Annotated in this window: 20 protein-coding genes; 2 read left to right on the plus strand and 18 right to left on the minus strand. The window is 63.6% G+C overall.

What is annotated here, in order from left to right:
• Positions 1-90: 90 nt before the first annotated feature.
• The 15 genes from ATB98_RS12850 to ATB98_RS12920 form a co-directional block, all read right to left on the minus strand.
• Positions 91-1,650, minus strand: a complete 1,560-nt coding sequence (locus ATB98_RS12850; protein WP_066874162.1) for a LysM peptidoglycan-binding domain-containing protein — start codon at positions 1,648-1,650, stop codon at positions 91-93.
• Between the two features lie 144 nt (positions 1,651-1,794).
• Positions 1,795-2,457 (minus strand): biotin biosynthesis protein BioC, encoded by a 663-nt coding sequence (locus ATB98_RS12855; RefSeq protein ID WP_066874164.1) that lies wholly within the window; start codon positions 2,455-2,457, stop codon positions 1,795-1,797.
• Between the two features lie 195 nt (positions 2,458-2,652).
• Positions 2,653-3,306 (minus strand): protein-L-isoaspartate(D-aspartate) O-methyltransferase, encoded by a 654-nt coding sequence (locus ATB98_RS12860; protein ID WP_084435458.1) that lies wholly within the window; start codon positions 3,304-3,306, stop codon positions 2,653-2,655.
• The gene (gene surE / locus ATB98_RS12865; RefSeq protein WP_066874167.1) at positions 3,303-4,073 is read right to left on the minus strand and encodes a 5'/3'-nucleotidase SurE; all 771 of its coding nucleotides are present in this window, start codon (positions 4,071-4,073) and stop codon (positions 3,303-3,305) included. The genes ATB98_RS12860 and surE overlap by 4 nt, the downstream gene beginning before the upstream one ends.
• A gap of 26 nt (positions 4,074-4,099) precedes the next feature.
• Positions 4,100-5,383, minus strand: a complete 1,284-nt coding sequence (serS, locus tag ATB98_RS12870; protein WP_066874169.1) for a serine--tRNA ligase — start codon at positions 5,381-5,383, stop codon at positions 4,100-4,102.
• Positions 5,384-5,529: 146 nt separating this feature from the next.
• Positions 5,530-6,372, minus strand: a complete 843-nt coding sequence (gene tatC, locus ATB98_RS12875; RefSeq protein WP_066874172.1) for a twin-arginine translocase subunit TatC — start codon at positions 6,370-6,372, stop codon at positions 5,530-5,532.
• Positions 6,369-7,022: a Sec-independent protein translocase protein TatB gene (tatB, locus tag ATB98_RS12880; RefSeq protein WP_066874174.1), complete on the minus strand. Its 654-nt coding sequence runs from the start codon at positions 7,020-7,022 to the stop codon at positions 6,369-6,371. The genes tatC and tatB overlap by 4 nt, the downstream gene beginning before the upstream one ends.
• Positions 7,023-7,099: 77 nt before the next feature.
• Complete coding sequence (locus tag ATB98_RS12885) at positions 7,100-7,306, minus strand: twin-arginine translocase TatA/TatE family subunit (RefSeq protein ID WP_066874176.1); 207 nt, start codon at positions 7,304-7,306, stop codon at positions 7,100-7,102.
• A 92-nt stretch (positions 7,307-7,398) separates the two neighbouring features.
• Complete coding sequence (locus ATB98_RS12890; RefSeq protein ID WP_066874178.1) at positions 7,399-8,505, minus strand: ABC transporter ATP-binding protein; 1,107 nt, start codon at positions 8,503-8,505, stop codon at positions 7,399-7,401.
• A gap of 79 nt (positions 8,506-8,584) precedes the next feature.
• On the minus strand, positions 8,585-9,313 hold the full coding sequence (gene scpB, locus ATB98_RS12895) for an SMC-Scp complex subunit ScpB (protein ID WP_066874180.1): 729 nt from the start codon (positions 9,311-9,313) through the stop codon (positions 8,585-8,587).
• Positions 9,306-10,124 carry a segregation and condensation protein A gene (locus tag ATB98_RS12900; RefSeq protein WP_066874182.1) on the minus strand — a complete coding sequence of 273 codons (819 nt, stop codon included), beginning with the start codon at positions 10,122-10,124 and terminating at the stop codon, positions 9,306-9,308. The genes scpB and ATB98_RS12900 overlap by 8 nt, the downstream gene beginning before the upstream one ends.
• A 165-nt stretch (positions 10,125-10,289) precedes the next feature.
• Positions 10,290-11,306 (minus strand): beta-N-acetylhexosaminidase, encoded by a 1,017-nt coding sequence (gene nagZ / locus ATB98_RS12905; RefSeq protein ID WP_066874184.1) that lies wholly within the window; start codon positions 11,304-11,306, stop codon positions 10,290-10,292.
• A gap of 132 nt (positions 11,307-11,438) precedes the next feature.
• Positions 11,439-14,399: an SPOR domain-containing protein gene (locus ATB98_RS12910; protein WP_066874186.1), complete on the minus strand. Its 2,961-nt coding sequence runs from the start codon at positions 14,397-14,399 to the stop codon at positions 11,439-11,441.
• A 63-nt stretch (positions 14,400-14,462) separates the two neighbouring features.
• On the minus strand, positions 14,463-16,223 hold the full coding sequence (gene argS / locus ATB98_RS12915; RefSeq protein ID WP_066874188.1) for an arginine--tRNA ligase: 1,761 nt from the start codon (positions 16,221-16,223) through the stop codon (positions 14,463-14,465).
• 98 nt (positions 16,224-16,321) lie between these two features.
• On the minus strand, positions 16,322-17,539 hold the full coding sequence (locus tag ATB98_RS12920) for a deoxyguanosinetriphosphate triphosphohydrolase (protein ID WP_066874190.1): 1,218 nt from the start codon (positions 17,537-17,539) through the stop codon (positions 16,322-16,324).
• A 208-nt stretch (positions 17,540-17,747) separates the two neighbouring features.
• Between ATB98_RS12920 and erpA the strand changes: the two genes are divergently transcribed.
• Positions 17,748-18,080: an iron-sulfur cluster insertion protein ErpA gene (erpA, locus tag ATB98_RS12925; RefSeq protein ID WP_066874192.1), complete on the plus strand. Its 333-nt coding sequence runs from the start codon at positions 17,748-17,750 to the stop codon at positions 18,078-18,080.
• 22 nt (positions 18,081-18,102) lie between these two features.
• On the opposite strand, the gene ATB98_RS12930 is transcribed toward erpA, so the two are convergent.
• Positions 18,103-19,566: a phospholipase D-like domain-containing protein gene (locus ATB98_RS12930; protein WP_066874395.1), complete on the minus strand. Its 1,464-nt coding sequence runs from the start codon at positions 19,564-19,566 to the stop codon at positions 18,103-18,105.
• Between the two features lie 241 nt (positions 19,567-19,807).
• Here ATB98_RS12930 and xth point away from each other — a divergent pair, with 241 nt between their 5' ends.
• Positions 19,808-20,599, plus strand: coding sequence for an exodeoxyribonuclease III (gene xth / locus ATB98_RS12935; RefSeq protein ID WP_066874194.1), 792 nt, complete (start codon positions 19,808-19,810; stop codon positions 20,597-20,599).
• A gap of 223 nt (positions 20,600-20,822) precedes the next feature.
• Here xth and exoR read toward each other — a convergent pair whose 3' ends face one another.
• Both exoR and ATB98_RS12945 read right to left on the minus strand, forming a co-directional pair.
• Positions 20,823-21,623 carry a two-component system ChvIG regulator ExoR gene (gene exoR, locus ATB98_RS12940; RefSeq protein ID WP_066874196.1) on the minus strand — a complete coding sequence of 267 codons (801 nt, stop codon included), beginning with the start codon at positions 21,621-21,623 and terminating at the stop codon, positions 20,823-20,825.
• A gap of 471 nt (positions 21,624-22,094) precedes the next feature.
• Entirely contained in the window at positions 22,095-23,336 is a 1,242-nt protein-coding gene (locus tag ATB98_RS12945) for an OmpP1/FadL family transporter (RefSeq protein WP_066874397.1), read from the minus strand.
• Positions 23,337-23,348: the final 12 nt, after the last annotated feature.

A 23,348-nucleotide genomic window follows, 5' to 3' on the forward strand; every position in this document is an offset into this window, starting at 1 on the left:
CACCTTCTCCCCGCGAGCGGGGCGAAGGGACTCGTGGCGACCTCGTGAACCCCCTCTCCCCGCCGCTCCGCTAGCGTGCGGGGTAACAGCCTATTCGAGATAGGTCGCCGGATTGACCGGCGTCGCGTTCTTGCGCACCTCGAAGTGCACCTGCGGCTGGCTGGCCTTGCCGGTCATGCCTGAGGATGCGAGCGTCTGGCCGCGCTGCACCTTCTGCCCGCGCTGAACCTTGAGCTCCGAAGCATTGCCGTAGACCGTGACCGTGCCGTCGTCGTGGCGAACCAGGACCGCGTTGCCGAGTTCCTTCAGGCTGCTGCCCGAATAGATGACGACGCCGTTCTCGGCCGCCTTGATCGGCGTGCCTTCCGGCACCGAGATATTGATGCCGTCGTTGCGGTTGCCGTTGACGTTGGCGCCGTAGCCGGCAACCACCGCCCCGCGCACCGGCCAGCGATACTTGCTGATACCGGTCGACTTCGGCAGGTCCGCGTCGACGTCGTCGGACTTGATCGCGACCTCCGACACGCTCTCCTTGGCGACCGGGGGCTGGTATTCCGCCGGCTTGCCCTGCTCGATCGAGGCCACCTTGGTTTCGGCCTTCTTGTTCGGAACGGAAGCGGTGACCACCGCATCGGTGGCCGGAGCGGCCGCCGTCGCGCCCGGCATCTTCAGCTTCTGGCCGACGCGGATACCTTCCGTCGTCAGGCCGTTCGCCTGCTTCAGGGCAGCGACCGAGACGCCGTTCGCCTTGGCGATCCGGTTCAGCGAATCGCCCGCCTTGACCGTATACAGATCCTTGCCGCCACCACCTTCGCCGGCGGCATTGAGCTTGCCTGCGGCCACATCGCTCCGGCTTTCGCTCTTTTCACGCGATTGCGACTGGCCGGGAAGAATGGCCACCTCGCGCTGATCGGTCGGCAGCGGCGACGGCCGCCTCTTGCCGCCATCGAGATCGGCGATCGTGTTCGATGCCGCCGCCTTCGCGGCGCTGCCTGCCGCACCGAATGACGGAATGACCAGCCGCTGCCCCGGCTCGACCTGGCCTGCGGACTTCAAGCCGTTCGCCTTGAGGATCTCCTTCTCGGGAACACCGAACCGTCTCGCGAGGCTTGCGAGCGTATCGCCCGGGCGCACCATGATCGTCGGCGCGTTCGCAGTGCTCCAACCACCCTTGCTCGCCGTTCCCCCGGCGACCGTCGGCAGCGGTTCGGACTTCGCAAGCGAGGCCGTCTGCGTCTGGCGGGAAGCGGGCAAGGGCTGCGGCTGCCGGACTGCAGCGGCGGAGGGCTCTGCGAGCGTCGAGCGCTGGACGCTCATCGGCGTCGATGCGACGCGGGCGCTCGAAACCGGCGTGGTCGCCGTATTGATCGGATCATAGCCGCCACCCTGGCCGCCAGCGGGATAGGCCTGACCGAGCGCTGCGCCGCCTCCATAAGAGGGGCCCGACACACCGCCGCTTGCTACATCACCCCGCGGAACCGGGGTCGCGCTCCTGGGGATCGATCCGGTCGTAATGTCGTCGGACCGGGAAAAGAGCCCGTCGAAGCGGCTGACATCAGAACTGCAACCGGTCGCAACACCCGCGAGCAAGACCGCCGCGCAAAGGCGGATCACGGACTTGCCTGCATGGGGAGATACAAATTTACGCATCACGCTTTACCCACTCCGAACGCAACTCGCTGTAGAATGATTAAAGCGCATTAGAGTTACCGCCCAGTTAAGGACGGCACCACTTTTGACCAAATACTAACCATAGTGCGCCGCAGCAGAGAGGCGCAGCCGGGAAAAGCAAGCTCAGAGGAGCTCGGAATAGAGGCGCTCGATTTCCGAAAGCGATCGCGGCCCGGTCGCCTCGTCGTCGCTCATGTCCTCGTAACTGACATTGGAGGCATCCCAGGCGAAAAACGCCCTCTCAGCCGCCGGCGCCGCCGCTGACCGCGTCGAAAAAGTGGTCTTGTCCTCGTTGAGGAAAACACTGACGAGCCGTTCAAAATTGCCCTCGACCTCGAGTCCGCTTTCGGCATCGTATTCGAGCGACCGCAAGCCGGCGACCGCGGCCTCACGGGTTGCGAAGTAGCGCGGGCTGTTCTGATCCTCCGGGCGGAGGTTGTCGTAGTAATCGATGAAAGCCTTGTAATAGGCCTTGTAGTCGCCGTTTTCGGCGAACTTCCCGAAGGCCTGATATTCGCGCGCCGCGAGCTGCGGCGAAAGCCGGTTGCTCCACTCATCCCTGGTCAACGGCGGCATCCGCTCGGGCGCCTTCTTCGTACGGCTGAGATAGAGCAACGCGTCGACCGAGAGCGAGATGCGCGGTGTCGGATCGACGAAGCTCGCGGCGGACACCGGCACGTCGCTTTCGCCCTTGCTTGCCGCCCCAACCTGTTCGGCCGAGCGCCCGCCGAGATTGCCCAAGCCGTCGCCGGCGGTCGCCGCAGTCAACCTGTTCGCAATCTGCATATGGCCTCTCCGTCGCTCTCGCATGACAACCGGACGACGCGAATGGAATGCAAGGCTCGCGCCTGATCATGCCTTTTCGGCCTAGGGCGGCAAGCTTGCGCGAAGCTGACGTTGATTAAAAATGTATTAACGCCGGGGCCATTCCGGATCGCGGCACGCCGGCCCCCAGAACTGGAGCCCCGGCAGTCGGCCGGATTAAAGGAAGGAGGCCATCTGCGGGACGATGGGAAGATAAGGCGCGTCGAAAAGGTCTTCGCGATCGAAGCGGCTACCGGTACGATTGACCCGTACGATCCGGCAGTGGCTCTCGCTCATCATGATCGGCACCAGCAGCGTGCCGCCGGAAACGAGATGGTCGGAGAACATCCGCGGCAAGCTGTTGAAGGCCGCGGTGATGAGAATCCGGTCGAAAGTGCCCTCGCCCGGCACGCCGGCGCTGCCGTCGGCCTGCCTGACCACGACGTTGCGAAGGCCGGTCTTCTCGAGGTTCTTCTGCGCCGATCCCACCAGCGTCTGGTAGCGGTCGATCGTCAGCACCCGTTCGGCGATCCGCCCCATCACCGCGGCGGTGAAGCCGCTGCCGGTTCCGACTTCGAGAATGCGCTGCCCCGCCTTGATGTTGAGACAATGCAGCAGCCGAACGGCAAAGTCGCACCCTTCCATGAACGCGCCGCAGTCCAGCGGTATCAGCCGCTTCGAATAGACGGCATCCTGGTATTGCGGCGGCGTGAAATTGGCGCGCGGCGTTTGCTCCACCGCCTTCAACAGGTCATGATTGACAACGCCGGCGGCGCGAAGGCGCAGCGCCATCGCTGCAAAGCCCTCCTGCTGGGAAACGCGTCCGTTCAAGCGACAGTCCCCTCCCGCAATGCGCGAGCGATACGATCCTGGGCGGTATAATCGGTCATATCCAGTTTAAGCGGCGTTACCGAAATCCTGTCGTCGCGCAATGCGCGAATGTCGGTGCCGGAGCGAAAATCCCCGAAGCGCTCGCCGAAGCGCAGCCAGAAATAGGGAAAGCCGCGGCCGTCGGTGCGCTCGTCGATGCTGAGGCCGAATTCAAGTTTGCCCTGGGCGGTGACTTCCACGCCCGCGACAGCATCGGCCGCACAATTGGGGAAGTTCAGATTGATGAAGGTTCCGTCCGGCAAATCGACATTCATCAATGTGCGGATCAATGCCGGCGCGTGCGTCTCGGCCACGTCCCACGGCACCTCCCTGCCGCCGACATATTGATAGGCCTGGCTCAGCGCGATCGAGCGGATTCCCTGCAGCGTCCCTTCGATCGCACCAGCAACCGTGCCCGAATAGGTGACGTCATCCGCCAGATTGCCTCCCGCATTGACGCCTGACAGGACAAGGTCGGGCTTTCGGTCGAGGATCTTCCTGGCCGCCATGATCACGCAATCGGTCGGCGTTCCCCTGAGCGCAAAGCGCCTTTCCGAAACCTGCCGCAAGCGCAGCGGCTCGGAAAGCGTCAGCGAATGGGCGAGCCCGCTCTGGTCCACCTCGGGCGCAACCACCCAGACATCGTCCGAGATCGTCCGGGCGATCCGCTCGAGCACGGCGAGCCCATCGGCATGAATGCCATCGTCGTTCGTCAGGAGGATTCGCATCCCTGTCTCTTCCGTTTTCCCGCCCGTCAAGCGGCTTTCTCGATCCGTCGCTGGCCGCCCATATAGGGGAGAAGGACCTCCGGCACGGTGACCGAGCCATCTTCGTTCAGATAGTTCTCGATCACGGCGATCAACGCGCGCCCGAGGGCAACGCCCGAACCGTTCAGCGTGTGGACGAACTTCGTCCCCTTCTCCTCTTTCGAGCGGTAGCGCGCGTCCATGCGCCGCGCCTGGAAGTCGCCGCAGACGGAGCAGGACGAAATTTCGCGATAGGTATCCTGTCCCGGCAGCCAGACTTCCAGATCGTAGGTCTTGCGGGCGCCGAAGCCCATGTCGCCGGTGCACAGCGTCATGACGCGATAATGCAGGCCCAGGCGCTTCAGAACCTCCTCGGCGCAGGCGGTCATCCGCTCGTGCTCGTCGATCGAGCTTTCGGCATCCGTGATCGAGACCAGTTCGACCTTGTTGAACTGGTGCTGGCGCAGCATGCCGCGGGTGTCGCGGCCGGCAGAGCCGGCCTCGGAGCGGAAGCAGGGCGTGAGCGCGGTGAAGCGCAGCGGCAGCGCCTCGCCGTCGAGGATCTGCCCGCGCACCATGTTCGTCAGCGGTACTTCCGCAGTCGGGATGAGCCAGCGCTCGTCCGTCGTCCGGAACAGGTCCTCCGCGAATTTCGGCAACTGGCCGGTGCCGTACATCGCGTCGTCGCGCACGAGCAGCGGCGGCTGGACTTCGATGTAGCCATGTTCCTGCGTGTGCAGGTCGAGCATGAATTGCCCGAGCGCCCGCTCCAGGCGCGCGAGCTGCCCCTTGATGATCGTGAAGCGCGACCCGGCAATGCGCGCAGCACCTTCGAAGTCCATCAAACCCAAGGCCTCGCCGATCTCGAAGTGCTCGAGCGGCTTGTGATTCCAGGTGGGCTTCGCGCCTGCGATCCGCGTCACGACATTGGCCGTCTCGTCCGGGCCGACCGGAACGTCCGCAAGCGGAATGTTGGGGATGCGCGACAGTGCGTCCGAGAGCTCCGCCTCGATCCGGCGGCTTTCGTCCTCGACCGCCGGCATCGTCACCTTGAGCTCGGCAACCTCGCCTTTGAGCTTCTCGGCGAGTTCGGTGTTCTTCTGGGCCATCGCGGCGCCGATCTCCTTCGACGCCGCATTGCGGCGCGACTGCATGTCCTGCAGGGACTGGAGGATCGTACGGCGACGTTCATCAAGTGCGATCAGCGACGCCGACAATGGCTCCGCACCCCGTTTCGCCAGGGCGTTGTCGAGCGCGTCCGCATTCTCACGAATCCATTTGATATCGAGCATAGTTGTTCCACGCGTTTTCTACTGCACGGTTCCTCAAATCCGGGTTGATTCAAGGAACCATGCAGGGAGTCAAAGTCCTGCAGCGCCGTTTTCGTGCCTGAATGGACGCGCGGCGCTGCGAAGAGCGACGAGAGAACGTCGAACGTTCAGCCCTTGGCGGAGCCGACCGTCTCGGAAGAACTGTCCTGCGCAGAGGCGACCTCACGGGCGAGCGCCTCGGCCGCCTGGCGTCGTTCGACGAGTCGCGCCGTATAGATTGAAATCTCGTAGAGAAGGATGGCAGGCAGCGCAAGGCCGATCTGGGAAACGGGATCGGGCGGCGTCAGCACGGCAGCGACGACGAAGGCGATAACGATTGCATATTTGCGCTTTTCCGCGAGCCCCTCGGCGGTAACGAAGCCGACCCGTGCCAGCAGCGTCGTGATGACCGGCAACTGGAAGACGAGGCCGAAGGCGAAGACCAGCGACATGATCAGGCTCAGATACTCCGAGACCTTCGGCAGGAGCTGGATCGCGACCTGCCCCTCGCCGCCGCCCTGCTCCATGGCAAGGAAGAACCACATGACCATCGGCGTGAAGAAGAAATAGACGAGCGCGCCGCCCATCAGAAAGAGGATAGGCGAGGCGATCAGGAACGGGAGGAAGGCCGCCCGTTCGTTCTTGTAGAGGCCCGGCGCGACGAACTTGTAAATCTGCGACGCGATGACCGGAAATGCGATCACCAGGGCACCGAACATGGCGACCTTGATCTGCGTGAAGAAGAATTCCTGCGGCGCGGTGTAGATGAGCTCGACGTTGCGATGGCTGAGCCCCGCCCAGCTCACGGCCCACTTGAAGGGCAGCACCAGGAGATTGAACAACTGCTTGGCAAAATAGAAGCAGACGAGGAAGGCGACAAAGAACGCCCCGACAGCCCACATCAGCCTCGTGCGCAGTTCGATCAGATGTTCGATCAGCGGCTGCGGCCGGTCTTCGATATCGCCGCTCATGCATCACCCTTCTTGCGCGAAGCCCGTGTCTTTATGCCGGCCTCGGCCTGCCCTTCGCTCGCCGCCTTGCGCACCGACGCCTTCGTCGGCGCCACGACGGCAGCGGTCTTCTGCGTGCCCTTGGCAGCGGCCGGTTTTTTCGACGGGGCGGCGGCCTTGCGCTTGGCGGCAGGCTTCGCCTCGCTTGACTGTGCTGCACCGGCCGCGCGGTCCGCCTGCAGCGACGCCGAACCAATGGCGGCGGCCGCCGCCGCATCCGCCGGTTTCACGGCGGCCTCGACGGGCGTGTCTACCCTTGCCGGCTCGACCGTCGGCTCCGGCACTGCCTCCTGCGGAGGCTTGTCGGGCGTGGTCGCCTTTTGCAGGTCGGACTTGATTTCATTGCCGAGCTGCCGCAACGGGTTCATCGCATCGCGCAAGGCGGTGGTCGGATTGAGGCTTTGGGCATCGCTGATCGTCTTGCGCACCTCGTCGAGATCGGCCTCGCGCAAGGCTTCGTCGAACTGGCGCCGAAAATCGGCGGCCATGCCGCGCATCTTGGCGGTCATCCGGCCGAAGGACCGCAACATCGGCGGAAGATCCTTCGGTCCGACAACGATGATCAAGACGATTGCAATAACAACAAGCTCGGTCCAGCCGACATCAAGCATCCGACGCGCCCTACTAACCCATAATGCGGCTTACCGGGCGTAAACATGCGCCCGGTCGTTCCGCCCGCATCCGCTCGTCAGCGGACTTCGTCGGACTTGTGCTCGACGGTCTTGCCGTCGATCGTCTTGTCGGCGGCCGCGGCATCGTCGTCGGTCATGCCCTTCTTGAAGTTCTTGATGCCCTTGGCGACATCGCCCATCAGCTCCGGAATCTTGCCACGGCCGAACAGCAGCAGGACCACCACAAGGACGATCAGCCAATGCCATATACTAAAGGATCCCATCCACTTACTCCCTCGAGGCCTACTTGAGTGTAGAGCCACCACATTGTCATTTTTCAGGCGTGCCGACCGGCAAATCTGTGTCTCGGTGGACCCTACGGTGTTGGTGCTTCTTTTTCAAATACCAATATGTCGCGCTCGTTAACGGAAAGCGTGACATCCCGCAATCCTTGCGGCAGCAAATCGGCACGAATGCGGGCACGCACCGTCCGCTCGGACTGCGGCACGGCGAGTTCCAGCAGTTCAACGACGCCCAGGAAGCGCCGGGAGACGATGCGCGCCGGGATATCGCCGCCCTCCTCCCTAAGCTGGACGCCCGAGAGCCGGACGGCGACGCTCAGGGACTGGCCTTCCGCGTAGTGCCCGGCCGGAACCACGCCGAGGGGCGTCTCGACCCGGCCGCCGTGCACGCGGGCGTCGAAGACGTTTATCTCCGAGAAGAAGCCGGCGGCGAAAAGATCGCGCGGCTGGCGATAAAGTTCGTCCGCCGTGCCGACCTGGACAAGGCGACCGTCTTTCAGGAGGGCGATCCGATCCGCCATCCGCATCGCCTCTTCCGCGTCATGGGTCACGACGATCGCGGTCGCGCGCGTCTCGCGGAGGATCGCGAGCGTGTCGGCGCGGATCGAGTCCTTCAGCCTGGAATCGAGCCCGGAGAAGGGTTCGTCCATCAACAGAACCGCGGGCCGAGGGGCGAGTGCGCGGGCAAGCGCCACGCGCTGCTGCTCGCCGCCGGAAAGCACATGAGGATAGCGGTCGGCGTAATTGAGCAACCCGACGCGCTCCAGCGCCGCATCGGCCTGCATCAGCGCCTCCTTCTTCGGGAGCGCCGTCAGTCCGAAGCAGACATTGTCGCGGATCGTCATGTGCGGGAAAAGCGCGAAGTCCTGAAACATCAGCCCGACGCCGCGCTTCTCCGGCGGAAGAAAGACCGAAGGACCCGAGATCTCCTGCCCGTTCAGGAGAAGACGGCCGCCCGTCTGCACCTCGATGCCCGCGGCGATGCGCAACAAGGTCGTCTTCCCGGACCCGGACGGGCCGAGCAGGCAGAGCACTTCGCCAGCCTCCGCCTTGAGGCTGACGCCCCTGATCGTCTCCTTGGCGTGATAGCGGTGGCTGATATTCTCGAATGCCAGGCTCGCCGCGAACGACACTCCCGACCGCCTCGTCACGACGGTGCCGTTAGGCGTATCTGAAACCATACTCTGCGATTCCCTGAACCGAAGGCGGTCGGCCGCCTCGCCGTCGGCGCTTCAAAGCCGACATCCCTAGTCAGGATTTTTAATCGTCTTCTTCAGCCTTCGGTGTCAAGAGGCCCAGTTCCTCGAGGTCCATCTGGGTAATCGGGTCTTCGTTCTCGGAAAGCTCGTCCTCGCCGACCGGGACCGGAATGTGCAGGTTCGAGGGAACGCGGCCGGAGAGCAGACCCGCGCCCTTCAGTTCCTCGATGCCCGGGAGATCGCGGATCTCTTCGAGGCCGAAATGATCGAGGAAGTCCCTGGTCGTCCCGAACGTCACCGGCCGCCCCGGTGTACGCCTGCGACCGCGGAACCGCACCCAGCCGGCCTCCATCAGGACGTCGAGCGTACCCTTGGAGGTCTGGACGCCGCGAATATCCTCGATCTCCGCCCTGGTCACCGGCTGGTGATAGGCGATGATCGCCAGGACCTCGAGCGCCGCGCGCGACAGTTTCCTGATCTCCTGCTCGTCCGTCTGGACGACGAAGGAAAGATCGGCGGCGGTACGGAAAGCCCAGTGGTCGGCGACCTGGACGAGATTGACGCCACGGCTCGCATAGATCGCCTTCAGCCGCGACATGACGGGTCCGACGTCGATGCCGCGCGGCAGGCGGCTTGCGATATAGGTCTCGGAAACCGGCTGGGCCGATGCGAAAACCAGCGCCTCGGCTATCCGCTCCGCCTCCTCCAGGAGCCGCGGATCGAGGGCGATCTCGTCGAGTTCGTCCTCCTCTTCCGGTAAGCCGGGCAAGTATCTCTGCGCTTCAGCCACGCGCCGCCTCCATTTCCGCGAGCATCGCCGCGTCGATCGGCCTCGGCCCGCGCCTGAGATAGATCGGCGCGAAGGCACCCTCCTGGCGTATTTCCAATCGGCCTTCGCGCACCATTTCCAGCGACGCGGCAAACGAACTCGCGATCGCGGTTGCGCGCTCCTTCGGGCTCGTCATGTACCGGATCAGGAAATGATCGAGCGCGGTCCAGTCATCGAGCGTGCCGACCATCCTCGCCAGGATCAGGCGCGCATCGGCGAGCGACCAGACATGGCGCTTCTCGATGGTCACCTGCGTTATCGCCTGGCGCTGCCTCAGCAGCGCATAGGCCGTCAGCAAGTCATAAAGCGAGGCATCGTAGCCGGATTTCTTCTCCGGAACGATGTGTTCGGGCGCGCCGCGTGCGAAGATGTCACGACCGAGACGGCTCCTGTTGACGAGCCGCGTCGCCGCATCGCGCATCGCCTCCAGCCGCTTCAGTCGGAAGGCCAGCGCCGAGGCCATCTCCTCGCCCGAGGGGCCTTCATCCTTCGCCTGTTGCGGGATCAACAACCGCGATTTGAGATAGGCGAGCCAGGCCGCCATCACCAGGTAATCGGCCGCAAGCTCGATGCGGATGGAGCGCGCCCGTTCGATGAAGGCGATATACTGTTCCGCAAGCGCCAGGACCGAGATGCGCGAGAGATCGACGCGCTGACTGCGGGCAAGATGGAGAAGCAGGTCGAGCGGCCCTTCAAAGCCGGCAATGTCGACGACGAGTTCTTCCTCATGCGCTCCGCGGTCGACGGGCGCATCCTGCCACAAGGCGTCCATCGGCGCCGTCGCCCCCGATTGTCCCTTTCTTTCGCCCGCATTGCTCACGACTTGGGCCCCTTCAGCGGCGGTCCCGCCCTTGCCTGAAGCGGGATGCGCTCACCTACGTTCGCGCGACCGCTCCATCTGTTTGTTCGAGCCGCGTCTGTGCGACGGCAAAATGCACTAGACGAGGGCGAACATTGCATTGAATTCGGTACGCAGCCTGTCCTCGTCCTCGCCGTCCGGCGCGCGGAAGGCGGCTTCCGCCGCCCTTGCCCGGCGCAGCCGATCACCCGAGAGAACCGGGACGACGTCGGCGACGGCCTTCATTTCCTCCATTATGCCATGACAATGCAAGACGAGATCAAGGCCGGCGGCGATAATCCCGCGGGCGCGTGTCGCCATATCCCCGGCGAGCGCGTTCATCGAGACGTCGTCCGACATCAGCAGGCCGTCGAAGCCGATGTGGCCGCGAATGATTTCGCGCACGACCTTCGCGGAGGTCGTCGCGGGATTGTCCGGGTCTATCGCAGTGAAGACCATGTGCGCCGACATGGCCATCGCCTCGTCCTTCATAGCGGCAAAGGGCAGGAAATCGCTCCCTTTCAGCTCATCCAGGCCGGCGGTCACGACCGGCAGGCTGTGATGAGAGTCGACGAAAGTGCGGCCGTGGCCGGGCATGTGCTTCATGACCGGCAGCATGCCGCCCGCCTTCAAGCCCTCGCTCATCGCCCGGCCGATCGCCGTCACCGTCTCCGGATCGTGCCCGTAGGCACGGTTGCCGATAACGTCGTGGCTCCCCGGCACGGGAATGTCCAGGACCGGCAGGCAATCGACCGTGATGCCGAAGCGCATCAGGTCGAAGGCGTGCAGGCGTCCCAGGAGCCATGCGGCGCGCAGTCCCGTCTCCCGATCCCGCCGATAGATGTCGCCGATATCCGCGCCGCTCGGATATTGTTGCGCGAGCGGAGGGCGAATGCGCTGGACGCGTCCACCCTCCTGGTCGATCAGCACGGGTGCCTTCGGATTGCCGACACTGTCCCGCAAGTCGGTCACGAGGTCGCGGATCTGCTCCCTCTCGCCGATATTGCGACCGAAGAGGATAAAGCCCCAGGGGCGCTCACCGTCGAAGAAGCGACGTTCCTCGGCCGTCAGCGACAGGCCTTTGCAGCCGGAAATGAATGCCTTTGATTCGCTCATGCGACCAGCATAGTGTCCCCGCCCGTCGCCGCGAAGCCACAAAACGACCCTTTCGAGGTCGTGCACAAACAAGAAAGCGGGCGCGGCGTTGCCGCCGCACCCGTTTCTTACACCTTCTCCGTCAGCTGAAACCTACTTCGTAACGAGGCAGCTTCCACCGGCGCTCTTGTAGCGGGAGCAGAGCGCATTTGCCTCCTCGCGCGAACCGGCAGGAATCCGGACCCGGTAGTAGGTGCCCTTGCCTGCGATTTCGGCCTTGCGGATATCCACGCCGCGGCCGCCGATGACGCCCGCGAACTTGGCGGAAAGATTGTTGTAGCTCTTCTGCGCCTCGGCCTCGGAGGGCAGCGACGCGATCTGGATCACATAGCTTCCGGCCGGAACCGAAGCTGTGGCGAGCGGGGCGGCCGGCTGAGCGCTTGCCGTTTCCGTCGCCGGCTTATTATCCGACGGGCCCGGCGTCTCGGGAGCAGCCTCGGCCTTGGCCTGGGGCCGCGTCTGGGGCAACGGCGCCTTTTCACCATCGACAGAGGTCGTCTTCACGCTACGAACCGGAGCAACCTCGTCCACCGACGCGTTGCCCGCGGCCGCGAGGGCGACCTCATCGGCGCCCGCTGGCTTCGGCTGCCCGGCGGCGCGCAGATCGGAACCGACCGCGGCAGTCGCCGCATTGCCTTGAGAGCCGGAGGCAACGGCTTCGGCGGACGCCTGGACGGGCATCTGCTCGGCGCCGGCGGCCGCGACTTCCGGCTCGGCCGCCGGTTCTTCACGCGGGACCAGCGTGCCGTCCGGCTTGACGATCATGGTGCGGACCTTGCGCGGGGTGACCACCGGCCCCTTCGCCGCTTCGGCATCTTCGGCGCCGGTGCTGTTTCCATCCGGCAGCAAGCGCGCGACTTCGTCCTCTTGCGAGGTCGGAACGCCGGCCAGGGCCTCGCCCTCGTCATTGCCTTCGAGCGGCAGCGTTTCCGGAGTGAGCGTCCTCTGTACCACGTCCATCGGCTCCTCCGTCGAGGAGACCAGGGCCTCCTGGCGCGGGCCGTTGCTCTTGTCGCCGGCTACGCGATCATAGACTGCCTTGTTCTGGTTGGGCACGGTCTTGCCGCCCTTCTCCTCGGGCACGATCTTGACCGGCGCCTTGTCCGCCAGGATGATCTTCGGGCCATCGCCGGAAAGCGCGGCATTGCTTCCGCCCATCCAGGCATAGACTGCCGCGCCACCGAGAATGATGACGCCGGCGACGCTCGCGGCCAACAGCATCGTCCGCTGCGACCGGCGGCCATAGCCCTGTTCGCGGTAGTCGTCGCTCTCGGCCCGCGGCATTGCGGCGGTCCGCTCGGCATCCTGCATCACGCCGCGACGCTCCGCCATCGAGCGCTGGAAGTCCTCCTCCATCGCCTTCTCGAATTCGGCAAAGTCGTCGATCGAAGCGAGTGCCGGCGCCGTCTTGGCCGTCGAAACGGGGGCAGCGGGCAACTCGGCCGCAACGGCGTGCGCGCCGTTCTTGGCGGCGGGCGCGGGCGTGCCGAAAAGCTGCGCCATCTCCGCGTCGATATCCAGGTCATAGTCTGCCGGGAAAGCGGCCGGCTTCTCCTCGGGTTCCGGCACCGGCAATTGCGGCACGTCGAGTTCGGCGATCGGCGCCACGCCGCTCTCCGTTTCGCCGATCATCGCCGGATCGAACGGCAGCGAATTCTCAACCGGCTGCTCTTCGACCTCCGCCGCAGCCGATGGCTGAGGCTGCTCCTCGCGCGCTTCCGCCTGCTTCGGCGTGCTCAATACCTGCAGGAAAGGCTGGGCCTGCAGGAAAGGCTGGGCAGGCGCCTCGACAAGCGCGGGATGCGACACGGCCGACTGCAGCGGCGCGCTTGGCGCGGCTTTGGCAACGTCGTCCTCGGCCAGATCCATGTCGAGCGCAATGTCGGCCAGTTCCAGTTCGAAGTCCTCGATATCGAAGCTTGGCTCGAGTTCCGACTCCGGCAGACTGTCCTGAACCTTCTGAGGGGCGGGAGCAGCGGGGGCTTCCGCCACCACCGGCGTAACCACCGGCGCGACCGGCGCGGCTGTCGCCTTGGCGGCAACCGGCTCCGTCACTGGAGTGACAAACGCGCGCTGCTGCAAGACGCCGCCAGATGATGCAACCGGCGTCGCCCGGCTGAATGTCGGCGTGAAGGGATAGCTGCTCTTCTTCGGCGGGGCAGCGGGCCGCGCCTGGGTCTCCGGCTCAGCCGCAAGGCTGGCCGCCGAGGAAACGGAGAACCGCTCGATATCCACGAGGAGCTCATCCTGCGCAACGGGCTGCGCCGGCGCCGCCACGGGCTGTTCGACGACCGTCTCTAAAGACGGAACCGCTTCGACCGGCCGCGCAACATCGGCCGCCATGTCGATATAGACCGGCTCCGCGATCGCAGCCTGCTCGGCAAGCTTGCCGGCAACCGCGAGCTTGGATGAGAGCGTATCCTGCCAGTCGGCGAAAACCGGCAACTCGCTTGCTTCGGACTCAGAGACCGACTGCGCAATCTCAACCGGCGCCACACGCTCGACCGGTTCTGCGTCGACCGACAGATCGTAGCCAAGAGACAGTTCGAGCTCGCGCTCCAGATCGACGGCCGGTTCGGCCACCGGCTCCTCGGGAGCCACCACGTCCGCATCGGCCGAGTAGGAAGGATCGGAAATCTCGGCACGCATCACCGCTGCGGCGTCGGGCGCCTGCTCGGTCGGCGCCGGCGTCTCCACTGCAACGGGAACGACGTCCTCGACGACCGGAGAGGCTTGGGTCTGTTCAGCGCCGCCGGAAAGCGGGGGCTCGACCGCCATGCCGGCGGACGGGTGCTCCACGAGGCCGCTGTCCGGCCGGACCGGCGCGGCACGCGGGGCATCGTAGCTGTCGAAGGCGCGAAGCAGCTCCTCCTCGAGGTCGAAAGCCGGCTCGCGCCGCATCGTCTCCTGATGGCGCTGCAGTTCCTGCAGTTGCTGAACGGCTGGCCGAGCATCGTACCCGACAATACGGGCAAGTTCGCTCAACGGATCGTCATCGGCCAGGGTATCGAAGTCTGCCGGCTGCCCGCTTCGTGCGAATTGTTTGTCTGCCATAGTTTCCACTCACAACTGCCTGCGTTGAATTGCCAGCGCATTGTGGGGAAATGGTGACACTACTTACCGCATCTCTTCCGGTGCTGAGGTACCCGTAATCGACAGGCCCGACTTCAATACCGAGGCGACAGCATGCACCAGCCCGAGTCTGGCAATGCTTAATTCTCTGTTCTTATCGTTAACAAAACGTAATTCCGGATTTTCTTTACCTTTGTTCCAGAGTCCATGGAAGACCGCAGCAAGATCATACAGGTAAAAAGCGATCCGGTGCGGCTCTTGCGAGAGTGCCGCCGCCTCCACCACGCGCGGATATTCTGCGAGCTTGGCGACAAGCTGCATCTCGGCCGGATCGGCGATCGCGCCCATGACCGCGCCGGCAAGATCGAGCGAGGCCAAATCGAGATCGGGGAAGGCCTCTGCCGCCTGCCGGAACACGGACCGGCAACGCGCATGCGCATATTGCACGTAGAAGACCGGATTGTCCTTCGATTGTTCCGTCACCTTGGCAAAATCGAAGTCGAGCGGCTCGGAGCTCTTACGGTAGAGCATCATGAAGCGCACCGGATCGCGGCCGACCTCCTCCACCACATCGCGGAGCGTCACGAAGTCGCCGGAACGCTTGGACATCTTCACCGGCTCGCCGCCGCGGTAGAGCTTGACGAGCTGGCAAAGCAGGACCGTCAGCTTCGCCGTGCCGCCGGATATGGCGCGCGCCAGGGCCTCGAGGCGCTTTACGTAGCCGCCATGGTCGGCGCCAAGGACATAGATCATCTCGTGGAAGCCGCGATCGAACTTATCCTTGAAGTAAGCAACGTCGGCGGCAAAATAAGTATAGCTGCCGTCGGACTTGATCAGCGGTCGATCGATGTCGTCGCCCACTTCGGTCGAGCGAAAGAGCGTCTGCTCGCGGTCTTCCCAGTCCTCCGGCAACTGTCCCTTGGGCGGCGGCAGCGTGCCCTTGTAGACGTGGCCCTTGAACGTCAGGTCGTTGATCGCCGTGCGGATCCGCGCCGCGCCGTTGTCGTGCAGGGTCCGCTCGGAGAAGAAGACGTCGTGGTTGACGTTGAGGGCGGCGAGATCCTCGCGGATCATCGCCATCATAGCATCAATGACGCGCTCCTTGACGAGCGGCAGCCATTTCTCGTCCGGCATGATCCGAAGGCTCGTGCCGAATTCGTCGGCGAGCGCCTCGCCGACGGGAACGAGGTAATCACCGGGGTAGAGCCCCGCCGGGATCTCGCCGATCTCCTCGCCGAGCGCCTGGCGGTAGCGCAGGAACGCCGAGCGGGCGAGCACGTCGATCTGCGAACCGGCGTCGTTGATGTAGTATTCCTTGGTCACGTCATAGCCGGCAAATGCCAGGAGGTTGGCGAGCGCGTCGCCGACGACGGCGCCGCGGCAATGGCCGACATGCATCGGCCCCGTCGGATTGGCCGAGACATATTCGACGTTGACCTTCCGCCCGGCGCCCACGGTGCTGCGCCCGTAGTCGGTGCCCGCCCTGATGACCGCCGACAGGAGCTTCTGCCAATAGGCAACGGACAAGCAGACGTTGATGAAGCCCGGCCCGGCGACGGAAACGTCGGCAACTTCCGGATCCTGCCTCAGCTTCTCGACGATCAGGTCCGCGAGGGCGCGCGGATTCATGCCCAGGGACTTGGCAAGCACCATCGCCGCATTGGTGGCGACGTCGCCATGGCTTGCATCGCGCGGCGGCTCGATATTGATGCGCGCGAAATCAAGAGTGGATCGCTTTTCACGAACGATATCAAGCGATTCCAGAATATTCTTAACTCTTGATTCGAAGTCTGTGAAAAGGTTCATCTGTTCCGTCCGCTTTTTCCAGCCACACTGGACAATGGCGCAAATTCAAAAGGAGGCCGGGTTCATCGGGAACCTCTAGCCTCCGCGCGGGGGCGTCACTAGCGCAAATCGGGCGTATGGTCAAACAAGCGCCTGTGCACGCTGATCGCGAAGGTGTCGGTCATCCCGGCGAGGTAATCGCCGACGTGACGCGCCCGCGCCGGCTCCGCCATGCCGGGGATCTGGTCGATCCAGTAGTGCTCCTTCATCAGCAACGGATCCGCCATGAAAGCCCGATAGAGGTCCGTCACGATCGATGCCGCCCCCTGCCGCACGCGCATCACCTCCGGATGGCGATAGATACGCGTCATCAGCAAATTCTTGATCTGCCGGTCGGTCTCGCTCATCACCTCGGAGAAGGTCGCGATGACCTTGCCGGCAAGACGCACGTCGCCGACGCTCTGCGGGCGGATTTCGCCAAGGCGCTTCTGCGCCACGCCGATCACGTCCTCGACCATGGCGGTAATCTGCCGTCGCATGATCTCATGCGTGAAGCGGCTGCGCTCCAGGCCCGGATAGCGGTCATGGACCTCGCGCATCAGCCGGGCGAGAAAGGGCACCTCCTCCAGCATCTCGAAGGTCAGGTAGCCCGCACGCAATCCGTCATCGATGTCGTGCGTATTATAGGCGATATCGTCGGCGATCGCCGCAACCTGGGCTTCGAGACTGGCAAAGCTTGCGAGTTCGAGATCGTGGAGCGCGCAGTAATCGAGGATCGGCTGCGGAACGGGGCCGCGCGTGCCCTGCCCGTCTGCCGTCATCAACGGGCCATTGTGCTTGACCAGGCCTTCGAGGCTTTCCCAGGTGAGATTGAGGCCGTCGAATTCCGCATAGCGCCGCTCCAGCTTGGTGACGATGCGCAGCGACTGGGCATTGTGGTCGAAGCCGCCATAGGGCTTGAGCACCTCGTGCAGCGCATCCTCGCCCGTGTGCCCGAAGGGCGTGTGGCCGAAGTCGTGCACGAGGGCCACGCCTTCGGCGAGGTCCTCGTCGAGCTTCAGCGCTCGCGCCAGGGCGCGAGCGATCTGCGCGACCTCGATCGTATGCGTAAGCCGGGTGCGATAATGGTCGCCGTCCGCGGCGATGAACACCTGGGTCTTGTGCTTCAGCCGCCGGAACGCCGTCGTATGGACGATGCGGTCGCGGTCGCGCTGGAAATCGGATCGCGTCGGGCTCGACGCTTCCGGATAGAGCCTCCCGCGCGAAGCCCATGGGTTGGCAGCGAAAGCCGCATGCTCGCCATAACCGAAACCGAGGGTCTTCTTGTCGAATGCCATTTCACACCTGCGCGGGTCATCCCATTGACGGGACATTCAAGCCTTCATACCTATAGTATGCGCCACAGGAAAGCGGCGGCGGATGGCCGCCGGCATTCTTGTGAAAGAACAATGACTTGGCGAAATTGCCTGCGTGCACGTCCCATGTGATTGTAACGCCAAGTCGCAAACGAATCTCTCCGGTTCTTGACCCCGGCAGGAGGCAAAGATGATGCAGCACACGGTGACCCTTTCGGACGCGGCGGCCAAACGCATTGCCGCCATACTCGATGCCGAAAAGGACAAGAGCGCAATGCGCGTCTCCGTCGAGGGGGGCGGCTGCTCGGGCTTCTCCTACAAATTCGATCTGGTCGAGGCGGCCAACGAAGACGACCTCGTCCTGGAGAAGGGTAACGCCAAAGTGCTGATCGACAGTCTTTCGCTCGTCTACATGGGCGGCTCGGAAATCGACTTCGTCGACAATCTGCTCGGCCAGTCCTTCCAGATCACGAATCCGAATGCGGTCGCAAGCTGCGGCTGCGGCACCAGTTTTTCGATCTGACGAGCGCTCGTCACGTCACGCCCTAAAGATAGGGCGACCCCAGCCAGAGCAGACGGTTCGCAAGGCGGTTGATGAACGGCTCCGCGCGCAGCTGTGCGAACGTCACTTCCTCGGCGGTGGCGCGTATGGCGCAGATCTTCTTGCCGATGGCTTGCGCGAGGTCATCGTCGAGGATCTCCAGATCGAACTCGAAATTGAGGCGCAGGGAGCGTGGGTCGAGGTTGCTGGAGCCCAGATAGACCCAGTGGTCGTCGACGACCAGCAGCTTCGAGTGGTTGAAGGTACCCCGCGCTCGCCACACCCGGCAGTGCCCCTCCAGCATCTGGTCGAACTGGGCGGACATGGCGCGGTCGACGAGGGTGAGATTGTTGACGGCGGGCACGACGATGTCGACCTCGACCCCCTTGCGGGCCGCGGTGACCAGCGCGCTGATCAATTCCTTGTCGGGCAGAAAATAGGGCGACATCAGGCGGATGTGCTTTCGCGCGACCGAGAAGGCGCCCATCAGCATTTTGTGGTTTGTCTCGTTGGTGCTGTCGGGTCCTGAAGGAACGGCTCGCATCCATACCGATGGCAGCGCCGGCGCCTCCGGAAGATCGGCCAGTTGCCAGGCTTCTCCCGCCAGCATCTCGCCGCTCGAAAACTGCCAGTCTTCCGCCGCGACCTGGAAGATGTCGGCGACGACCGGCCCGGTAACGCGGAAATGCGTGTCGAAGGACGCCTCGCTGCCCGCGAGTTCGGCCGCGAAGCCTGCCCGGATGTTCATGCCGCCGGCAAAGGCGACCGCCCCATCGACCACCATGATCTTGCGGTGCGTCCTGAGATTGGCATAGGGAAGGCGCAGGCCCATGATGATGTTGCCGTTGAAGACGGCGGTCGGCACGCCCCCTTCCCTCAGGTAGCCGACGATGCTCGGCACGGAGTAGCGCGCGCCCACCGCATCGATCACGACGCGGACGCTGACGCCGCGCTTCGCCGCGGCGATGAGGGCGTCGGCGAAACGCAGGCCGATCGGGTCGCGATCGAAGATGTAGCTCTCGAGCAGGACGCTGCGGCGGGCGGCGGCGATCGCCTCCAGCATCGCCCCATAGACGGCGTCGCCGCCTTCCAGCATGGTGATCTGGTTCCCCATCGACATCGTGAAGCGCGCAACGCGATCGCCGAGCATCTTCATCGCGGCGAAGCGCTGTCCGAAGCGGGCCACCACCTGCTCATGGCTGATATCGAAGCGCCCGAACGGGTCGCGCTCCGTCGAACGCAGCAGCGAGCGTTGCAGGCCGATCGACGAGCGGCGCATCCGGTTGATGCCGGCAACGGCATAGATGAGCGCGCCGATGACCGGCGACAGCAGGACCACCCCGACCCAGCCGGCGGCCGCACGCACATCTTCCTTCGTCATCGCCGCGTGGATGATGGCCGGGATGCCCAGCGCGAATGACAAAAGCGCCAGGAAGTGCGGCCAATAATTTTCAACGAACGCGATCATGCGCGGGACTATAGACGGAAGGAAACCGGAATCAATTCCGCCACCGGCGCGCGAAAAAAGGCGCGGGAATTCGGCCTTTTTCCGGCCGGCTTTCAACAGAGAAATGTTGCAGGTACCGGATTTGTCAAAAGAAATCCTGCTGCATGATTCGCTTGCGCGTCTTGATGGACGCGCAGCGCCGCAGCCGCTACAACGACTCGCCGCCAAAGGCTCCACCGAACCGAAAGGCAAACGCTGCTCCATGAAGATCGCCACCTGGAACATCAACGGCGTCAAGGCGCGGGTCGACAATCTCGTCGCCTGGCTCAAGGAATCCAATCCGGACATTGCCTGCCTGCAGGAGATCAAATCCGTCGATGAAGCGTTTCCGCGCCTCGAGGTCGAGGCGCTCGGCTATCACGTGGAGACCCATGGCCAGAAGGGCTTCAACGGCGTCGCGCTGCTCTCCAAGTCCCGACCCGACGAGGTCAATCGCGGACTGCCTGGTGACGATCTCGACGAGCAGGCGCGCTTCATCGAGGGCGTGTTCTCGGTCGACGGCGGCGCCATTCGCGTCTGCTGCCTCTATCTTCCGAACGGGAATCCGGTGGAGACGGAGAAATACACCTACAAGCTCAAATGGATGCAGCGCCTCACCGCCTTTGCAGAGCAAAGGCTCCTGCTCGAGGAACCGCTCATCCTTGCCGGCGACTACAACGTCATTCCGGAAGCGCACGATTGCTGGGACGTGAAGGTCTGGCGGAACGACGCGCTTTTCCTGCCGGAGACGCGCGCCGCCTTCCGGCGCCTGCGCAACCTCGGCTTCACCGACGCCGTTCGCGCGACTTCGGACGAGGTGCCGCTCTATTCGTTCTGGGATTATCAGGCCGGCTGCTGGCAGAAGAATTTCGGCATCCGCATCGACCATCTGATGCTGTCACCGGAGGCGGCCGACAAGCTCGTTTCGACATCGATCGAAAAGCGCGTCCGGTCCTGGGAAAAGCCGTCAGACCACGTACCCGTCACGGCCGAATTCGCGTTCCAGCCGGCCTGATGCAGGTCGCCCAAAAGTGTGCAGCGGTTTTGGGGCAACGACATGCATAAAAACAATGACCTGGAGCGGGATGCGCTCACATGTTCGCGCCACCGCTCTATCTGTTTGTTCTGCCGCATTTATGCGACGTCAAGTGATTCCACCTGAGTGCAAAATACTCCAAAGCGCGCCGCAGACTGAGCCGATCGGACGTGACGGCGGCCTGCCGGCTAGCCGGTAAGACTCACTCGTCGCCCTGCAGATGCAGGTTCTGCGACATCAGCATCGCCATGCGACGGTCGTCTTCGCTGGCGAGCGAGAAGGCCTGCTCCTGCATCGCCTGGAGCCAGGGCCTGTCCTTGGGGGAACATTGGTCGAGCGCCGCGGTCATGTAGGCCAGTCCGCGGACGGCCTGCCCTTCCTGGAAGATGACATTGCCGAACACGCCCATGGCGCCGGCGTGGCCATTCTTGCGCGCGCGGTTCAGCCACTTCTTCGCCTGCTGGACGTTGACGGCGCCGCCCTCGCCGGACAGCAGCATGCGCGCGAGCTGGAACTGCGCCTCGGCGACACCGAAGGTCGACGCGGCCTGGAAATACAGTTGCCTAGCCTGCGACAGATCGGGCCTTACGGGGCTATCGGGAATGCCGCGCCGATAATAGCCGGCAAGCGAGATCAGCGCGTTGACGAAATAACCGGTGTCTTCCGAACCCGGCTCGACGCCCTGCTGGGCGATTTCGCTATAGATCTTGAATGCTTCGAGGTCGTTCTCGGCGACGCCGTCGCCATAGGCGTACATGTTGGCGAGCGCCCAACGGGAGCCGGTATGGCCTTTTTCGGCGGCATAACGATAGGCCTCGACCGCCTCGTCCTTGCGGCCGTTCTTGTAGGCGGAAAAGCCGAACTTGAAGAGGGCGAAGGGTCCGGACTCCTTGGACACGCCCGCTCCGGGATCGAAAGCCCGTGCGGGCCCGGCAGCGGCGCCAACGGCCAGCGACATACCCAGCACCGCAACTCTCAGCGACTTCAATTCACCCGCGCGCATCACAATCAGTTTCTTTCGTTCCAGCCGGCCACGCCGAACCCATCACCGCTGCAAACATCGCCCCGTGCACCGGCACCGATCGGGTTCCGAAAGGAGACCGACCATGCGCTCCCACGACGAAATTCTCGCGTGTCGCACGCATCGATCCCCATGCCCCCGGCCTCGCTCCGGTTGCTCACCCGACGCCAATCGCTATGGGATGTCATGACGGCACACAAACTCGCTTCACCTCGAACGCAGGCACGGAACTCGACTACACCCGTTTGTTGCTATAATCGCTGCTCTCATTTTGTGGCGGGAAATGGACATAACCGAGCCGGCCCGGATACTAGCAAACCATAGCAAGAAAACTGTTGCCGAATCGTCACATTCACAACTGCTTATAAAAGTGGTTAAGCACGGGCGCCTGGCTCGGGCGCAAAGAAAAGGCCCGGTGGAAAACCGGGCCTCTTTGCGGTTGATCTGATGTGATCAGAACTTCACCTTCAAGGATGTAGAGATCGCCCCGACGAAGTCGTTGTCGAAGTCGTAGGAGACGTCGTCGCCGATGACCTCACCGTTGAAGTTGACTGGACCAGAGCTGCCGCTGGTCATTATGCCGGCACTGCCCGCGAGGCGAATTTCCACGTTCTGCGTGGGCGTATAGGAAACGCCCGTGCCGAGCAGCCAAGTGTCGGTCTGGGTGCCGTAGCCGTGGCTCGTGCCGCGGTCCCAGGTGAGGCTGACTGCGCCGCTCCATTGATCATTGAATTTGTGACCGATACCGCCGGTCACGGTCCAGCCATCGCGGTAGAGAAGGTCTAGCGTAGTACATGGCGTGAGCGACGTTACGGTCGCGGGGCAGAATTTGACGACTTGCAACTGGCTCCAGTCCGTCCACTTGACGGAGCCGAATGCCAACCACCCAGGAGCAATACCGGATTGCACCTTAAGTTCCAGCGAATCCGGCATCGAAGCAGAACCGCTGACATCATACTTGGTGAGGCCGAGCTGACGGAGGTCGATAAAGCCCGTTAGATTGTCGAGATCAACAGCACTGTTGTAGACGAGACTAGCCCGCATTGCGTATTCGGGAATTTCGTAGGCTACGCCCGTTCGCCAGCCCCAGCCGCTGTCCTCCAATTCGAGACGTCCAACGCCGGAAAGACCTGCTGGCAAGAACGCGGGATCCTGCACAAGCCGCTCTTTAAAGCCACCAACCTCCTGATAGAAGGCACCTCCGATAAAGCGAACGTAGCCAGGTCCCATCTCCCATTTGTAAGAGCAGGTGGCCGCGTAGTTGTCGCTTTCAACCTTCGTCTCGATGTTGTTGTTGGCGCCGGCCCAGTTCGTGCCGGGATTGGTGTGGGCGCCCCAAGGCTGCGAGTAGTCCGCCATACAGTCAATGCTGTCACCCAAGGCAGCCTTAACGCCGATGCGGGGCGCCCAATAGCTTTCGGTGTCGTCCACACTGCTCGGACGACCAGTTAAATCCCCGCCGCCAAACTCTCCGGTAAAGGGATTTGTGGGCGCCGGATTCGTGTCCTTAACATTCTTCAGCTCGCGCTGCGGGTTGACATAGGTCGCCGTTGCTTCGGCCGCATAGTCCGACGGATCGAACAAGAGGTCGATATTGTAGCCACTGCGCTCAAGCCCTCCCGCCTGCGCAGCCGACGCCACGAGCATTCCGGCCACCGCAGCCAGAACACCCTTCTTCAGTCCACCTCGAGCCATCAAGCTCCTCCC

Source organism: Sinorhizobium saheli, from assembly GCF_001651875.1.
GTDB classification, from domain to species: domain Bacteria; phylum Pseudomonadota; class Alphaproteobacteria; order Rhizobiales; family Rhizobiaceae; genus Sinorhizobium; species Sinorhizobium saheli.